Genomic DNA, 15,219 nt, shown 5'->3' on the forward strand with positions numbered 1-15,219 from the left:
CCTTATTCCGCGACCATGACGCATCCCGAATACATCCTGACCCTGTCCTGCCTGGACCAGCGCGGCATCGTGCACCGCGTGTCCGGCTTCCTGGCCGAACGCGGCTGCAACATCCTCGATTCCGCCCAGTTCGGCGACCAGGAATCCCAGCTGTTCTTCATGCGCGTGCATTTCGCGCTGGAAGACGGCGCCGTCAGCGACGCCCAGCTGCGCAGCGACTTTGCCGACCTGTCGCAAGCCATGCAGTTGAATGGCCCTTTCCACGGCCAGCTGCACGATGCGCGCGTCAAGCCGCGCGTGATGCTGATGGTGTCGAAGATCGGCCATTGCCTGAACGATTTGCTGTTCCGCTACAAGAGCGGCTTGCTGAACGTGGAAATTCCCGCCATCGTGTCGAACCACATGGAGTTCTACCAGCTGGCGGCCAGCTACAATATTCCGTTCCACCACCTGCCGCTGGCGGCGGGCGCGCCGGAAGCGGCCAAGCTGGCGCAGGAAGCGAAGATCGTCGACTTGATGGACACGCACAAGATCGACCTGGTGGTGCTGGCGCGCTACATGCAGATCCTGTCGCCGGGCCTGTGCCAGGCGCTGGACGGCCGCGCCATCAATATCCACCATTCCTTCCTGCCCAGCTTCAAGGGCGCCAAGCCGTATGCGCAGGCGCACCACCGCGGCGTCAAGCTGATCGGCGCGACGGCCCACTTCGTCACAGGCGACCTGGATGAAGGCCCGATCATCGAACAGGACGTCGAGCGCGTTGACCACGCGATGGATGCGGAGACCCTGACGGCCATCGGCCGCGACGTCGAGTGCGTGGTGCTGGCGCGCGCCGTCAAATGGTTCGTCGAGCACCGCATCCTGAAAAATGGCGACAAGACGGTCGTCTTCCGCTAAATTGGCGGACAGCATTTACTTACCTGATTGATTACTGAGACAGAAATACGATGGCCCTTAAAGCAACAATTTTCAAAGCCGATCTGCAGATCGCCGACATGGACCGCAATTACTACCAGGATCACGCGCTGACCCTGGCGCGCCACCCGTCCGAAACGGACGAGCGCATGATGGTGCGCCTGCTGGCATTTGCCATCCACGCCGACGAGGCGCTGACCTTCACCAAGGGCCTGTTCGACACGGAGGAGCCCGACCTGTGGCAGAAGGATCTGACGGGCGCCATCCAGCTGTGGATCGAGGTGGGCCAGCCGGACGAAAAACGCATTCTGAAGGCCTGCGGCCGTTCGGAACAGGTGATCGTCTACAGCTATGGCGCAACCAGCCACATCTGGTGGAAGCAGATCGCGAACAAGCTGGAACGGGCGAAGAACCTGACCGTGATCAATTTGCCGTCGGAAGCGGCGCAAGACATGAGCAAGCTGGCGCAGCGCACGATGCAGCTGCAGTGCACGATCCAGGATGGCCAGATCTGGCTGACGGACAGCGTCAACACGGTGCTGATCGACCGCGAACCGGTGAAGCCGGCCCGCTGATTCCGGCTGTGTGCAATGCAAAAAGCCCGGAGCGATCCGGGCTTTTGTCATTGCGGGCGCTTAATTCGGCGCCGCGCCCAGGCGTCGGATGCTGCTCGAACGCTGCATGCTGCGGCTGATGCGCGGGTCGCCGTAGTAGCTGACTTCGCCCGAGCCGCCGATGCTGATGGTCAGGTCGTCCTTGGCCCACACTTCCGCCTCGCCCGAGCCGCCGATGCTCACCTGCACTTCGCGCGCGCCCAGGCGGCCTGCCTGGATATTGCCCGAGCCGCCGATCGATGCCGTCAGCTGCTCCGTCTTGCCGCTGGCCTTGAAGTTGCCGCTGCCGCCGATGGCCACGGACACCATGCGGCTGTCGAGATCGCGCGCGTGGATGGAGCCGGAGCCGCCCACGTCGAAGCGCAGCTTCTCTGCGCGCAAGCCCGTCGCCGTGATGTTGCCCGAACCGCCCACGCTGATGCGCTCCACCTGGCGCGCCTGGATGACGATGTTCAGGCTGCTCTGGCGGAAATTCGCGTTGCGCTTGGCGGGGCGGATGCGCAGGGTGCCGTTTTCCACCGCCGTCTCGATCAGGGGCAGGATATTGTCGTCGGCTTCGATGGTGATGCTATCCGTGTTGCCGATGCGCAGCTCGACCGTGCCCGGCACGTTCAGCGCCACGCCATGGAAACTGCCGACCTCGCGCGTCTGCTTTTGCAGCTTGCCGCTGCCCTGGATGCTGTTGCCGGAAATCCAGTCGAGCGGCGACGCCAGCGCCGGCGTGGCCGGAAGGGCCAGCGCGCAGGCGGCCAGCAGCAGGGCGGTGGCGGCACGGGCCTGGCGGGGATGGAAAAGTGGATGTGTCATTCTTGCTCCCTGTTTTGAATTGGTATGCCTGCATGGTATGCGAGCCGGCCGCGCTTGCGTACCGCGCTGCGACAGACTGCGGCAGCGGCGGCACAGAATGCAGGAGGATGCGACAGGATGGCATGAGGTATCATGCGGGTATTGGACATACGACGACCGGCAGGTGCCGGTCCCACTACTGGAATTACATGCTGATCATCACCATCAAACAGGGCAAGGAAAAGAGCTTGCTGGGCCAATCGTGGATTTACGCGTCCGCGATTGAAAAAGTCGAAGGCAAGCCGCAGGAAAAAATGAAGCCGGGCTCGACTGCCATCGTGCAAAGCTCGTCGAAGCAGTTCATCGCCCGCGCCGCCTACAATTCGAAGTCGCAGATCCGCGCGCGCATCTGGAGCTTCAAGGAAGACGAACCCGTCGACCACGCGCTGATCAAGCGCCGGGTCAAGGCCGCCATCGAGAAAAAATTAACTGCCATTAAGAAAGCGGGCGAGAACCAGCTGCTGACCCTGATCAAGGGCGAAGACGAGGGCTTGCCGGGCCTGGTGGTGCAGCTGTTTGGCGGCGTGCAAGGCTACCTGATCTGCGAATTCAACGCGGGCGGCGTCGATGCGTGGAAAGTGGCCATCGTGCAATCGCTGATGGCCTCCACGGGCTGCGCGAACGTGTACGAGCGTTGCGACGACCTGATGCGCAAGGGCGAAGGCTTGCCCCTGATCGACGGCGCCCTGGCCGGCGAAGAGCCGCCCGATGAAGTCATGCTGACAGACAATGGCGTGCGCTATGCGCTGGACCTGAAGACGGGGCACAAGAGCAAGTTCCGTTGAGGACTGCTGTTTGCGATGAAAAAAACCGGCGCTGGCCGGTTTTTTTTCGTATGCGTGCCTGCAAGACGTTTAGGGCAAGGCGATGCAAGCCGCCATGGACGTCCTGCAGGCGCCTTACTCCAGCGGCACGCTGCGGTATTTGTTCACCTCCAGCGCCGACACGGCGGGCGCATCATTGCCCCACGAGGCGCGCAGATACGTGACCACGGCGGCCACTTCGGCGTCATCCATGACGGGGCCGAACGGCGGCATGCCGTAGGGGCGCGGGTTGCCGCTGGTTCCGGGCGCGAAGCCGCCGTTGAGCACGAGGCGAATGGCGTTGACGGCCGAGACGGTTGTCAGCGCACGGTTGCCGGCCAGCGGCGGGTAGCCGGGCGGCACGCCCTTGCCGTCGTCCCCATGGCAGCTTGCGCATTGCGCCTCGTACAGCTTGGCGCCCAGCGCCAGTTGCTGCCGGGCTTGCTCCGACGTGTCGCGCGGCGTCCGTTTGACCGCTTGCGCGGGGCCGGGCAAGCTTTTCAGGTACACGGCCATCGCCTGCACGTCGGCCGAGCCCATGTGCTGCAAGCTTTGCCGCACCACCTCGGCCATGGGGCCGAAGACGGTGGCGCGCGGCGACACGCCCGTTTGCAGCAATTCCACGATATGCGCCGTGTCCCAGTCGCCCAGGCCCGCTTCCGCGTCCGACGTCAGCGACGGCGCGTACCAGCCCAGCACGGGGATCAGGCCGCCCGACAGGCCGTCGTCGCTGCCGCCCAGGGTGGTGCGGCTGCTATGGCAGGCGCTGCAGTGGCCCAGGCCCTGCACCAGGTAGGCGCCGCGGTTCCATTCCATGCTTTTTTCCGTCAGCGGCTGGTACACGCCCTGCTTGAAGTACAGCGCGCGCCAGGCGGCCAGCGCGATCTGCTGGTTGTAGGGGAAGCGCAGCGCGTGCGGCGCGTTTGCCTGCCGGTGCGGCGGCACGCTCTGGAAATACGCGTACAGGGCGTCGCTGTCTTCGCGCTGCACCTTGGTGTAGTTGGTGTAAGGAAAGGCCGGATACAGCAGGCGGCCGTCTTTCGACTTGCCGTTGTGGATGGCGCGCCAGAAATCGTCGGCCGTCCAGCTGCCGATGCCCGTTTCCCTGTCGGCCGTGATGTTGGGCGAGAGCACCTTGCCGAACGGCGTCTGCAAGGCCCGTCCCCCCGCGTACGGCACGCCGCCGCGCGTCGTGTGGCAAGCCATGCAGTCGCCCGCCTTGGCCAGGTAGGCGCCGCGCGCGACCAGTTGGTCCCGGCTCAGGGTGCTGGCAACAGCGGGCGGGCCTAGGTCGTCGTCCGGGTACAGCAGGAATGTGGCGCTGCCGCCGGCGATCAGCACGAGGCCGGCCGCGATCATCCATTTTTTCATGGCGCCACCTGTGCGCTGGAACCGGGTACGCCGCCGCAGTGCAGCGGCAAGGGCAGGGCGATGCTGGCGGCGGGGCGCGCGTCGGCGCTGGCCACCTGCGTACCCAGCCAGGCCGAGACGGCACCCACGTCGGCGTCCGACAGGCGCTGGGCCACTTGCGCCATGCAGTCGGGTGCGTGGGCGCGGCGGATGCCGTTCTTCCACGCGCCCAGCTGGGCGTTGATGTAGTCGCGCGGCAAGCCCAGCAAGCCGGGGATGGCGGGCGCCACGCCGGCCAGCTTCTCGCCGTGACAGGCGATACAGGCAGGAATCTTCTTGCCGGGATCGCCGTGCAGCACCAGCTGCTTGCCCCGCGCCAGGGCTGCCGTGCCGGCCCCGCTGGGCTGGGCCGGCGGCGGGGCAGGGTGCTGCGCCGCGAAGTGATCGGCGATTTCACGTAGGTAGTCGTCCGGCAAGTGCTCGACCATGTAGTTCATCATCGGATACTGGCGCCTTCCCTCGCGGAAATTGAGCAGCTGGTTGTACAGGTAGCCGGCCGGCTTGCCGGCGATGCGGGGAAAGAAGGCGTCGTGGCGTTCCTTAGGCGCATGGCAGGCCGTGCACGCCTTGATGCGCTGTTCCAGGCTGTCGTGGCTGGCGGAGACGGCGGCGGGCGCGGCCAGCACCATGCCGGGCAGCGCGGCGGCCAGGGCCAGCAGGGAGAGGGAATGCAGTTGCCTGGAAAGTCGCATGGAAAGATCACCTGTCTCGTCGGTCGGTATGGCGTGCCGGTGTTGCTCCCCGGATGTTGTTACCCTAGCATATAACGTGTGCTGTCACGGTGACAGGATCAGTTGTGCAATAAAACTACGGATCAGTTTGAGGAGCAGGGTTGAAACGATATGAGGAATTGGCGGAAGAAGTGGCCGCCATGATAGCCACGCAGCTGTTGCTGCCGGGCGATAAATTGCCCTCCGTGCGCCAGCAGCATGCGCGCAGGGGCGTGAGCCCGTCGACGGTGTTCCAGGCCTACTATTTGCTCGAGGCGCGGGGCATGATCGTCTCGCGTCCCCGCTCCGGCTATTACGTGGCGCCGCAGCGCGCCGCGCTGGCCCCCGAGCCGGACAGCTCGCATCCGCTCGAGGCCAGCACCACCGTCGATGTCAGCGACCTCGTGTTCGAAGTGCTGGGCGCCGCGGGCGCGCGCGATATCGTGCCCTTCGGTTCGGCCTTTCCCAGTCCCCATCTGTTCCCGATGGAACGGCTGGCACGGGCCGTGTCGGCCAGCATGCGCCGCCTCGACCCGTGGAGCACCGTCACCGATTTATCCCTGGGCAATGCCGAACTGCGCCGCCAGATCGCCCTGCGCTACCAGCTCGACGGCGTACCCGTTTCCAGCGACGACATCGTCATCACGAATGGCGCGCTGGAAGCGCTGAACCTGTGCCTGCAAGCCGTCACGCGGCCCGGCGACACGGTGCTGATCGAGTCGCCCAGCTTCTATGCCTGTCTGCAGGCGCTGGAGCGGCTGGAACTCAAAGCTGTCGAGATCGCCACCAGCCCGCGCGACGGGGTCGACCTGGCGGCACTCGAGGAATTGCTGCAGCGTCACCAGCCCAAGGCGTGTTGGCTGATGACGAGCTTTCAGAATCCCCTGGGCAGCCTGATGCCGCCGGAAAAGAAGCGCGCGTTGGTCGCGTTGCTGGCGCGCCATGGCGTGCCCCTGATCGAGGATGACGTGTATGGCGAGCTGTACTTCGGCAAACAGCGCCCGGGCTTGACGAAAAGCCACGACAGCGCGGGGCTCGTCATGCATTGCAGCTCGTTTTCCAAGACCCTGGCGCCCGGTTTCCGGCTGGGCTGGGCCGTGGCGGGCCGTTACGCGCGCCAGGTCGAGCGATTGAAACTGACGACCAGCCTGTCGGCGCCGATTCCGCTGCAGATGGCGCTGGCCGATTACCTGGCGCAGGGCGGCTACGACCGCCATTTGCGCCAGCTGCGGCTGACCCTGGCGGCGCAGCAAAACACCATGCTGCAAGCGATCGCCGTGCATTTTCCGCCTGGCACGCGGGTCACGCGGCCGCAGGGCGGCTATTTCGTCTGGGTGGAGATGCCCGCCAGTGTCGACGCGCTGGCCTTGCACCGCAGCGCGCTGGCGGCCGGCATCAGCATCGCGCCCGGCCCCATCTTTTCCGCCACGCGCGCGTTTCGCCACTGCGTCCGCCTCAATTACGGCCACCCGTGGAGCCCGCAGCTGGAAGAGGCCATCGCCACCCTGGGACGGCTGGCGCAGGCGGCGGCATAAGGGCGCATGCAAAAAAAGTCCCTGGTGGCAGCAAGTGTTTCATTCCAAAAAGAAATATTGCTGTTATATTGATGTATCTATAACTAATGATGGGAATGATAATGGATAACACGCAGCCGGAAGTGGGTCGTACGCAAGATACGACGATCGCCATCCTGTCCCACGTTGGCGGCCTGTTCACCAGCTGGGTGGCGCCGCTGATCATTTATTTGATCAAGAAAGACGATGCGGATAAATTCTCGGCCGAGAACGCCCGCGAAGCGCTCAATTTCCAGATCACCCTGATCATCTGGTATTTCGCCTGCTTCATCCTGTCGTTCGTGCTGATCGGCCTGTTCCTGTTCTGGGTGGTGGCGCTGGCCAACCTGGTGTGCTCGATCGTCGCGGCCGTCAAGGCCAGCAACGGCGTCACCTACCGCTATCCCTTGACCTTGCGCCTCGTCAAGTAAGGCTGTACGGCCTGCCGGGTGTCAGCCCGGGCGGCCGGGCAGCGCCAGGAATGCGGCAAAGCCGGGCGCCACCGTGGTGGTGGCGCCGGTTTCGTGCGACCACAGCACGACTGCCGGTTCGCCCGTCGCCTCCGTTTGCGCATAGTCAAAACAATAGTAATCGCCCGTGCCGAATTGGGCAAAGGGCAGCAGGCTGCCGGCGTCGGTGCCGGACCCGTCCATATTCTCCAGCCACTGCTGCCAGTCTTCCTGGTAGTGGCGCGTAATCGATTCCCACGTCTTGCGCGCGTTGGCCGCATCGTAGACGGGAAACACGCTCAAGGCACCCAGCGCGCGGCCATTGTTCACCAATAACCATTGCACGAAGGACGGGGGCAGCGCGCGCCCCAGCGCCTGTTCGGCGGCCGCGATCGCGGCGGGCGTGGTGCCGGTCGATGTATTTTTGTTCATGAGAATATGTGACGGTGCCGGCCAGGCGCGGTGGCTGTACCGGTTCAGGCAGGCACGGCGGGCGGCGCCGGCGGCGTGCTGGCGCGCGGGGCCTTCTGCGGCGCGACCTTGCCGCCGTCAGCGATCCAGCGGCGGTACACGCGCAGGGCCACTTGCGCATCGTCGGCCGCGTACAGGATCTGCTTTTCCGTCAGGCGCGCGGTGGCCCAGTTGGTGGTGGAGATCTTTTTCGATTTCTGCAGGTGCAGGCCGAAGAACTTGGCCACGGCCGTCTTCGCGCCCAGGTCGTTGCGCTGGCCGCCGCGCAGGGCGACGGACAGGTCGAGCACCTGGGCCGGCGCGATGCCCAGCTTGTTGCGCAGGCGCTTGACGTCGTCGGACAGGCCGAAGCCCACCTTCAAGGTGGTGGTCGATTCGAGGATGGCTTTCAGTTCGGCCAGGGCCGGGGCCGGCGTGCTGCCCACCTGGAACAGGTAGGCGATGTCGTCGGTGGCCAGCTGGATCAGGTGCGGTCCCGTGGAGGACTCGCCCTTGACGAACGTCGGCTTCGATTCCGTATCGAAGCCGATGGCGTCCGCTGCCAGCAGGGCAGCCATGGCTGCCCTGGCGTCGTCACTGGTGCGTACCAGCTTGACGTGGTCGAGTGCGATGCCTTGATACGGGGGCAGTGGCGGTGCGGCAGCTGTGTCCATGAAACCGGATCAGCCTTTGCGCGAGAATTTCGCGGTCAGCTGATTCAGTTTTTCCAGGCGCAAACGGTTCGCTTCTTCGGCGGCAGCGGCGTCGCGTTCGGCTTTCTTGCGCTCGGCTTCTTTCTTGAAGCGTTGCTGCAATACTTGCGTGGCGTGGTCGCGGTGCGTTTGCGTCACTTCCGCGCCGGCTGTGCCGTCGAGGTCGTAGCGTACCTTGGCTTTTTCCATCACGCGCAGGTAGCGCAGCGAACCCGTGTGGATGCCCAGCGCCGTGCGCATCAGCTTGCGGTCCAGGTCCGGCAGGCGCGCCAGGATCTGCTTGTCGATACCGATCGACAAGGGCAGGCAATCGCGGAATGGCGGGAATTGCTCCTGGAACTGCTTGAGCAGCGCGCGCGCGGTCAGGCCGGCAGGCGCCGGCGTGGTCGCTGCGGCCGGTGCCGCCGCTGGGGCTGCATCGACTGGCGTGTCAGGAGTGGTGGCTTGCTGGTCTGGCGTGGAGCTGGTCATCGACATCATTGGTTGGGCTATAAAAGGGGAGCATAGCACGCGCCACAGGCAAGTGCATTGTCTTTTTTGGCAACTTGCACTGCGATAGGCGGGTCCGCACTACAGCGGCCACAGCGCGAAATGCGGGAAATGTGTATAATGTCGGCTTGCGCTGATGACTGGACCCCATGTTTGACGGTCTGGCTCAGGTGTGCAGGGGATAGGAGCAGTGCGGTGCAGGGCCATGATTATTGACATTTTTGATATCAGATATTTTGCTTATCAATTATCCAGATAACTGGCCTTCGTGCATAATCTTGCTCTCCGCTGTGTCTTCACTGAACAACAATAGATTCAAGCCCGTTCTGGTACGGGCTTTTTTTCATTCCGCAATGTACATCGCTTATTTATCTGACCCGGCTTCGGCCCCGCCGCCGCTGGATGCGCGGGCTTTGAACGTCCCGATAGACAGGCGCCGCTGCCGTTAACGGCAGCCGCAACAATACGCTCCATCGAGTCCGGTTTCGCAGGCTTAGGTGGAATCATTCACTTCGCGCCGACACCATCTGGTCTCGCATTAAGAGATATCTCATGAAGAATACGCCAAAAACTTTAACGTTGTCCGCCAAGGCGCCACGCCCAGCCGCGGCACCGCTTGCCGTACCAAAAACGACTTTATCTTACTTCATCGATAATGCGCAAGCGAATCCGGAAGCCACCGTCACGACGGCGCCTACCGTTGTCACCGTCGTCAAGAAAAGCCGCTCGCGCCTGGCTGCCGTGCCGCCCGCCGAAACGGTAGCGGAAGCAGCGGTTGCCGCGCCCGTGGCCGAGGCTGCCGAAGCCGTAGAAGCGGCGCCCGCCAAGACGCCGAGCGTCAAGGTGGCGCCAAGCGCCAAGGCAGCGCCTGCGCCGCGCAAGGTCAGCGAAAGCGCCGCCACGAACAAAGTGGTGACGGCAGCCCGTTCGAAAGTCGTGCGCGCCAAGCCCGAAGCGGCGCCCGTGACCATCATTACCGGTGCGCAAGTGGTCAGCAAGACCACGGACGCCGATGCCCTGGCCGCCATCGATACTTCGAATTACTTCTTGCCGACCGTCAAGGTTCCGGGCCGCCGCGGCCGCAAGCCCAGCGAATTCACGCCGGAAAACGATGAAGTGGCAGCACTGAACGCCGTCGAGCGCGCCGAACTGAAGGCCGTGTCGAAAGCGCGCGACCGCAAGGCCAAGGGCGGCCTGGCGGACGCGCTGGGAGATCCGGAAGCATCGGCAGCGGACCTGGAACGCCGTCGCAAGCAGATCACGGGCTTGATCAACATGGGCAAGGAACGCGGTTTCCTCACCTATGCCGAGATCAATGACCAATTGCCAGAAAACATCATCGATCCGGAAGCCATCGAAGGCATCATCGCCACGTTCAACGACATGGGCATCGCCGTCTACGAGCGCGCCCCTGACGCGGAAAGCCTGTTGTTGACCGACAACGTCGCCACCGTCACCAGCGACGATGAAGTGGAAGCGGCTGCCGCGACCGCCCTGTCGACGGTCGATTCCGACTTCGGCCGCACCACCGACCCTGTGCGCATGTACATGCGTGAAATGGGCGCCGTGGCGCTGCTGACGCGCGAAGGCGAGATCGAGATCGCCAAGCGCATCGAAGGCGGCCTGAAGGACATGATCCAGGCGATTTCCGCCTGCCCCACCACGATCGGCGAAATCGTTGCCCTGTCGCAAAAAATCGCGCGCGACGAAATCAAGGTCGATGAAGTGGTCGACGGCTTTGTCGATTTGAACGAAAGCAATGCTCCGGCACCTGCTGCCGCCGCGCCTGTCGCCGCCAGCGGCGACGACGAGGAAGAGGAAGAGGAAGCCGAGGAAGAAGACGGCGACGCCAATGGCGGCGCGGCCGGTTTCTCCAGCGAGCAATTGGCCCAGCTGAAAAAGAATGCGTTGGAGAAATTCAACGTCATTTCCACGCAGTACGACAAGATGCGCAAGGCGCCCGAGGGTTACAACTCGAAAGCCTACGTCAAGGCGCAGGAAGCCATTTCGCAGGAATTGCTGGGCATCCGCTTCACGGCCAAGGTCGTGGAAAAGCTGTGCGACACCCTGCGCGGCCAGATGGAAGAAGTGCGCCACATCGAGCGCGCCGTGCTGGAATTGTGCGTGAACAAATGCGGCATGCCGCGCGCCCACTTCATCAAGGTATTCCCGGGCAATGAATGCGACCTGGAATGGGTCGACCGCGAAGTCGACTGCAAGTACCCGTACAGCGCCATCCTCAGCCGCAACGTGCCTGCCGTCAAGGAACTGCAAAAGAAGATGATCGACCTGCAAGCGCGCGTGGCCCTGCCGCTGGCGGACTTGCGCAAGATCAACAAGCAGATGGCTGCCGGCGAAAAGCGCGCCCGTCACGCGAAACGCGAAATGACGGTCGCCAACTTGCGCCTGGTCATTTCGATCGCCAAGAAATACATCAACCGCGGCTTGCAATTCCTCGACCTGATCCAGGAAGGCAACATCGGCTTGCTGAAGGCCGTCGACAAGTTCGAATACCGCCGCGGCTACAAGTTCTCGACCTACGCCACCTGGTGGATCCGCCAGGCCATCACGCGGTCGATCGCCGACATGGCCCGCACCATCCGCGTGCCCGTGCACATGATCGAAACGATCAACAAGATGAACCGCATCTCGCGCCAGATCATGCAGGAAACGGGCAGCGAGCCGGACCTGGCGACCCTGGCCGTCAAGATGGAAATGCCGGAGAACAAGGTGCGCGAAATCATGAAGATCGCGAAAGAGCCGATTTCCATGGAAACGCCGATGGGCGAAGATGGCGATTCGCAACTGGGCGACTTCATCGAAGACAACACCACCCTGGCGCCGCTGGACGCCGCGCTGCACGCGTCGATGCGCAACGTGATCAAGGAAGTGCTGGACTCCCTGACGCCGCGCGAAGCGAAAGTGCTGCGTATGCGTTATGGCGTGGAAATGTCGAACGACCACACGCTGGAAGAAGTGGGCAAGCAGTTCGACGTGACGCGCGAGCGTATCCGCCAGATCGAAGCGAAAGCCATGAGCAAGCTGCGCCAGCCTTCGCGTTCGGACAAGCTGAAAACCTTCTTGACTCAAAATTAAGTAGTCAACAGGCAATAAAAAAGGAGGCGCGGGCCTCCTTTTTTTACGCTCGTGCCGCGCGCGGCCTTACAGGAAGTGCATGCGCTGGCCCGCCAGGCCCGCGCGGTGGCGGCGCTGCAGCTTGTACAGCAGCACGCCGCTGGCGGAGATGAGGAAGGTGATGACCAGCCAGTCCAGCGGGTTGCTGCGGTGCGGCGCGGGAGCCGCCTGCGACGGCACGGCGAAGGCCTGGAACTTGTGCCCCGTGTAGATGGCGCCCACCACCAGGCCCGCATCCGTGATCTTGTTGGTCAGATACAGGCCGTCGTCGCGGCGGCGCACCGTCATCACGCCTTCCTTGTAGACAAAAGTCATCGGCTCATAGCCGTTGATGTTGACGCTGCCGACCACGTGTCCGGCCGCGTTGACGGCCGTGGCGTAGCTGTCGCCCTGGCCGATCAGGGCGCCCAGGTCGAGCATGCGCTTGCCGTCCCAGGCAAATGCGTGCCAGCGGCGTTTCTCCGTTTCCGACGCACCCACGATCAGGCCCGCGTCATTGATGGCGGTGGCCGAGCTGATGCGTCCGCCGGGCAGGGTGCCGATTTCCTGCATGCCCGTGCCGGGCCGGTAGACGAAGGCGCGGCGGAAGCCGTCGCTGCGCTGCGCCGTGCCCACCACCACGCCATGCGTGTTCAGACCGCTGGCATAGCTGCTGGCGCCGCCCAGGGTGCCCAGGTCTTGCAGGCTGTGATCGGCTTTCGTGACGAAGGCGTGGAAGTCGCCGCCGCTCGTATCGGCATAGCCGGCGATCGTGCCGTCGCGCGTGATGGCCGTGGCATAGCTGCTGGTGCCGCCCAGGGTGCCCAGGTCGCGCATGCCGCCCGCATCCTCAAAGCGGAAGGCATGCCAGGCGCCGCTGGCCGTCTGCGCGGAACCCACCACCACGCCATGGGTATTGATGGCCTTGGTGAAACCTTCATTGCCGCCCAAGGTGCCCAGCTCGCGGATGCGGCCATGCTGATACGTCACGGCGCGGCGCCGTCCTTCTTCCTCCAGGATGACGCCGGCCACCAGGCCAGCGGGATTGAGGTCGGATGCGATGCTGCCATTGCCATCCCTTTCGCCAAAGCCGCGTTCGGCATAGATGGCGGCGCTGGCGCCGGGAACGGCGGCCAGCAGGAGCAGGCCGAGCAATGGGGTGCGGAAGCAGGAGAACCGTGGCAGCATGTTAGTTTCCTCAAAGAAAAAACCCACTATACTTTTTTATGCTGAAAATGCATACTTAATTTGCTACTGTTTTTACTAATTTTTGTATTTCATCATTGTCGGCCGGCGCGGCAGCCTGCTGCGGCAGATAGATGGCCAGCGCCGTGCCCCGGCCCGCCTGGCTGTCGATGCGCAGCTCGCCGCCCAGTGCGTGGACTCGTTCGCGTATGCTTTTCAGGCCGAAGGCGGCCCGCTTGCCGTGGTCGCCCGGCTGCATGCCGATGCCGTTGTCGCTGATGCGCAGCACGATGGCGTCTGCATCCTGCGCCAGCGCCACTTCCACTTCGCTGGCCTGGGCGTGGCGCACGATGTTCGACAGCGATTCCTGCAGGACGCGGAAGATGGCCGACGTCTGGCGCTGGTCCAGGCCCAGGTCGGGCGCCTCGCTGTCGAGCGTGAGGCGGTAGCGGATGGGACCGCGGTTCTCCATCTGGCGTATCAGCCATTCGGCTGCCGGGCCCAGTCCCAGTTCCAGGGTGCTCGGGTGCAAGTCGTTGATGATGGTGCGCACGGAACGGATGGTGGTGTCGATGGTGTCGAGCACGCGCTGCGCGTGGCGGTGCAGGCGCGGGTGGGTGCGGGCCGTGCGCGCATGCAGCAGCGACACATCGATGCGCAGCACCATCAGGTTCTGGCCCAGGTCGTCGTGGATGTCGAGCGCGATGCGGCGCCTTTCCTCTTCCTTGATGGTCTGCTGGTGGTCGGTCAGTTCGCGCAGCTGGGCCAGGGTGCGTTCCAGGTTTTCCTCGTTGCGCTTGCTGTCGGTGATGTCGATGGCCATGGCGATGATCATCTGCGGCTGGCCGTCCGCGTCGAACACGGGTTTCTTGTGCGTCTGCAGCAAGCGATTTTCCTGCAGCTGCGCGTTCCATACCAGTTCTTCGCGGATCACCACCTGGCGGCTGGCAAACGCTTCCTGGTCCGCCGCCTGAAAGTCTTTGGTCTGTTCCTCGGGAAAATGCTGGACGTCGCGTCCTTCGGCGATGTCTTGCTGGCGGACGCCCCATTGCTGTTCGCAAGCCTGGTTCATCAGCACGACGCGCGAATCGGCATCCTTGAGGAACAGCGACAGGGGCATCATGGAAATGATGTCCTGCAGCCGCTCTTCGCTGCGGGCCAGCGCCGCTTCCGTTTGCGCGCGCATGGCGATTTCCGCGGACAGCTGGATATTCAGGTCGAGCAGCTGGGCCGTGCGCAGGGCCACGCGGTTTTCCAGCTCCGCATGGGCCAGGCTCAATGCGTGTTCGGCCCGCTTGTGTTCGGTGATGTCGCTGATCAGCACGAGCGCGCCCGTCAGGCGTCCCTGGCGGTCGTGCAGGCGCCGCCCGCTGAGCATGGCCCAGCGGTCCGTGCCGTCGCTGTGCTGGAAATGCAGTTCGCCCATGCAGCTTTGCTCGGCCGCGCGGCGTAGCGGACACAGGCGCTGCAAGGTGGCTTCATCGTGGAATTCATCCATCGAGTGGCCCAGCAAGGCTTCCGGCGGGAGGCCCAGCATGTCGCACAGCCGCTGGTTGATCTGCAAGATCGTGCCTTGCGCATCCGTCTGCCACATGCCGTCCTGGGCCGTCTCGGCCAGGTCGCGGTAGCGCATGGCGCTGGCGTCGAGCTGCTGGCGCGTGCTGGCCAGGTGGGTGCGCAGCTTGTGCATCAGCCACAGGGCCGTGCTGGCGGCAGCCAGCAGCAGCAGGGCCAGCCCGGCGTGCTCCCAGAAACCGAGCTCCGACCAGGCTACGCCCGCCAGCCAGCCCAGCATGATCAGGACGAGGGCGGCGCATGCCGCGCTCAGCGTTTCAATTGACCATTTGCTCATCCGCGTCCCTGGCGTCATGGTTGGCCGCTGCGGTGCGCAGGGGGCCGGAGTGGGGAAGTATCCGACGCTAGTGTAATACCAGATGTTGTTTTCTTGAGAATATTTTTCCAACAGGA

14 protein-coding genes are annotated in these 15,219 nt (G+C 63.9%); 6 read left to right on the forward strand and 8 right to left on the reverse strand.

Annotated elements, in window-relative coordinates; translation table 11 throughout:
• The first annotated feature begins 15 nt into the window (after positions 1 to 15).
• On the forward strand, positions 16 to 897 hold the full coding sequence (gene purU, locus GCN75_RS10720; protein ID WP_152282523.1) for a formyltetrahydrofolate deformylase: 882 nt from the start codon (positions 16 to 18) through the stop codon (positions 895 to 897).
• A gap of 50 nt (positions 898 to 947) precedes the next feature.
• Positions 948 to 1,490 (forward strand): YaeQ family protein, encoded by a 543-nt coding sequence (locus GCN75_RS10725; RefSeq protein WP_070291303.1) that lies wholly within the window; start codon positions 948 to 950, stop codon positions 1,488 to 1,490.
• A gap of 60 nt (positions 1,491 to 1,550) precedes the next feature.
• Here GCN75_RS10725 and GCN75_RS10730 read toward each other — a convergent pair whose 3' ends face one another.
• A complete protein-coding gene (locus GCN75_RS10730; protein WP_152282524.1) occupies positions 1,551 to 2,336 on the reverse strand; it encodes a head GIN domain-containing protein in 786 nt (261 codons plus the stop codon).
• 188 nt (positions 2,337 to 2,524) lie between these two features.
• On the opposite strand from GCN75_RS10730, the gene GCN75_RS10735 reads away from it, so the two are divergent.
• On the forward strand, positions 2,525 to 3,160 hold the full coding sequence (locus GCN75_RS10735; protein WP_152282525.1) for an SAM-dependent methyltransferase: 636 nt from the start codon (positions 2,525 to 2,527) through the stop codon (positions 3,158 to 3,160).
• A gap of 114 nt (positions 3,161 to 3,274) precedes the next feature.
• Here the strand turns inward: GCN75_RS10735 and GCN75_RS10740 are convergent, their stop codons facing one another.
• Both GCN75_RS10740 and GCN75_RS10745 read right to left on the reverse strand, forming a co-directional pair.
• The gene (locus GCN75_RS10740) at positions 3,275 to 4,549 is read right to left on the reverse strand and encodes a c-type cytochrome (protein ID WP_152282526.1); all 1,275 of its coding nucleotides are present in this window, start codon (positions 4,547 to 4,549) and stop codon (positions 3,275 to 3,277) included.
• A complete protein-coding gene (locus GCN75_RS10745) occupies positions 4,546 to 5,280 on the reverse strand; it encodes a c-type cytochrome (RefSeq protein WP_152282527.1) in 735 nt (244 codons plus the stop codon). Before GCN75_RS10745 ends, GCN75_RS10740 begins: the two co-directional genes overlap by 4 nt.
• 140 nt (positions 5,281 to 5,420) lie before the next feature.
• On the opposite strand from GCN75_RS10745, the gene GCN75_RS10750 reads away from it, so the two are divergent.
• Together GCN75_RS10750 and GCN75_RS10755 are read left to right on the forward strand one after the other, a co-directional pair.
• Positions 5,421 to 6,833: an aminotransferase-like domain-containing protein gene (locus tag GCN75_RS10750; RefSeq protein WP_152282528.1), complete on the forward strand. Its 1,413-nt coding sequence runs from the start codon at positions 5,421 to 5,423 to the stop codon at positions 6,831 to 6,833.
• Between the two features lie 101 nt (positions 6,834 to 6,934).
• A complete protein-coding gene (locus GCN75_RS10755) occupies positions 6,935 to 7,282 on the forward strand; it encodes a DUF4870 domain-containing protein (protein WP_152258157.1) in 348 nt (115 codons plus the stop codon).
• A gap of 21 nt (positions 7,283 to 7,303) precedes the next feature.
• Here the strand turns inward: GCN75_RS10755 and GCN75_RS10760 are convergent, their stop codons facing one another.
• Genes GCN75_RS10760 through GCN75_RS10770 form a run of 3 tightly spaced genes read right to left on the reverse strand, consistent with a single transcriptional unit; the run spans position 7,304 to position 8,943 of the window.
• On the reverse strand, positions 7,304 to 7,732 hold the full coding sequence (locus GCN75_RS10760) for an SMI1/KNR4 family protein (RefSeq protein ID WP_152282529.1): 429 nt from the start codon (positions 7,730 to 7,732) through the stop codon (positions 7,304 to 7,306).
• 44 nt (positions 7,733 to 7,776) lie between these two features.
• Positions 7,777 to 8,424 (reverse strand): 3'-5' exonuclease, encoded by a 648-nt coding sequence (locus tag GCN75_RS10765; protein ID WP_152282530.1) that lies wholly within the window; start codon positions 8,422 to 8,424, stop codon positions 7,777 to 7,779.
• Between the two features lie 9 nt (positions 8,425 to 8,433).
• Positions 8,434 to 8,943, reverse strand: a complete 510-nt coding sequence (locus tag GCN75_RS10770) for a ProQ/FINO family protein (protein WP_034758713.1) — start codon at positions 8,941 to 8,943, stop codon at positions 8,434 to 8,436.
• A 561-nt stretch (positions 8,944 to 9,504) separates the two neighbouring features.
• On the opposite strand from GCN75_RS10770, the gene rpoD reads away from it, so the two are divergent.
• Entirely contained in the window at positions 9,505 to 12,048 is a 2,544-nt protein-coding gene (gene rpoD, locus GCN75_RS10775; RefSeq protein ID WP_152282531.1) for an RNA polymerase sigma factor RpoD, read from the forward strand.
• A 66-nt stretch (positions 12,049 to 12,114) separates the two neighbouring features.
• Here rpoD and GCN75_RS10780 read toward each other — a convergent pair whose 3' ends face one another.
• Positions 12,115 to 13,254, reverse strand: a complete 1,140-nt coding sequence (locus GCN75_RS10780) for an HAF repeat-containing protein (RefSeq protein WP_152282532.1) — start codon at positions 13,252 to 13,254, stop codon at positions 12,115 to 12,117.
• Between the two features lie 55 nt (positions 13,255 to 13,309).
• Entirely contained in the window at positions 13,310 to 15,103 is a 1,794-nt protein-coding gene (locus GCN75_RS10785; protein ID WP_193317455.1) for a PAS domain-containing sensor histidine kinase, read from the reverse strand.
• Between the last annotated feature and the right edge of the window lie 116 nt (positions 15,104 to 15,219).

Source organism: Janthinobacterium violaceinigrum (assembly GCF_009208555.1).
Taxonomy (GTDB): domain Bacteria; phylum Pseudomonadota; class Gammaproteobacteria; order Burkholderiales; family Burkholderiaceae_D; genus Janthinobacterium; species Janthinobacterium violaceinigrum.

Excerpts from the sequence above, each read along its gene's own strand:
- purU (WP_152282523.1), top strand. The coding sequence starts at position 16 with ATGACGCATCCCGAATACATCCTGACCCTGTCCTGCCTGGACCAGCGC.
- GCN75_RS10735 (WP_152282525.1), top strand. The coding sequence starts at position 2,525 with ATGCTGATCATCACCATCAAACAGGGCAAGGAAAAGAGCTTGCTGGGC.
- GCN75_RS10785 (WP_193317455.1), bottom strand. The coding sequence starts at position 15,103 with ATGAGCAAATGGTCAATTGAAACGCTGAGCGCGGCATGCGCCGCCCTC.
- rpoD (WP_152282531.1), top strand. The coding sequence starts at position 9,505 with ATGAAGAATACGCCAAAAACTTTAACGTTGTCCGCCAAGGCGCCACGC.
- GCN75_RS10760 (WP_152282529.1), bottom strand. The coding sequence starts at position 7,732 with ATGAACAAAAATACATCGACCGGCACCACGCCCGCCGCGATCGCGGCC.
- GCN75_RS10765 (WP_152282530.1), bottom strand. The coding sequence starts at position 8,424 with ATGGACACAGCTGCCGCACCGCCACTGCCCCCGTATCAAGGCATCGCA.
- GCN75_RS10770 (WP_034758713.1), bottom strand. The coding sequence starts at position 8,943 with ATGATGTCGATGACCAGCTCCACGCCAGACCAGCAAGCCACCACTCCT.
- GCN75_RS10780 (WP_152282532.1), bottom strand. The coding sequence starts at position 13,254 with ATGCTGCCACGGTTCTCCTGCTTCCGCACCCCATTGCTCGGCCTGCTC.
- GCN75_RS10740 (WP_152282526.1), bottom strand. The coding sequence starts at position 4,549 with ATGAAAAAATGGATGATCGCGGCCGGCCTCGTGCTGATCGCCGGCGGC.
- GCN75_RS10745 (WP_152282527.1), bottom strand. The coding sequence starts at position 5,280 with ATGCGACTTTCCAGGCAACTGCATTCCCTCTCCCTGCTGGCCCTGGCC.
- GCN75_RS10725 (WP_070291303.1), top strand. The coding sequence starts at position 948 with ATGGCCCTTAAAGCAACAATTTTCAAAGCCGATCTGCAGATCGCCGAC.
- GCN75_RS10755 (WP_152258157.1), top strand. The coding sequence starts at position 6,935 with ATGGATAACACGCAGCCGGAAGTGGGTCGTACGCAAGATACGACGATC.
- GCN75_RS10730 (WP_152282524.1), bottom strand. The coding sequence starts at position 2,336 with ATGACACATCCACTTTTCCATCCCCGCCAGGCCCGTGCCGCCACCGCC.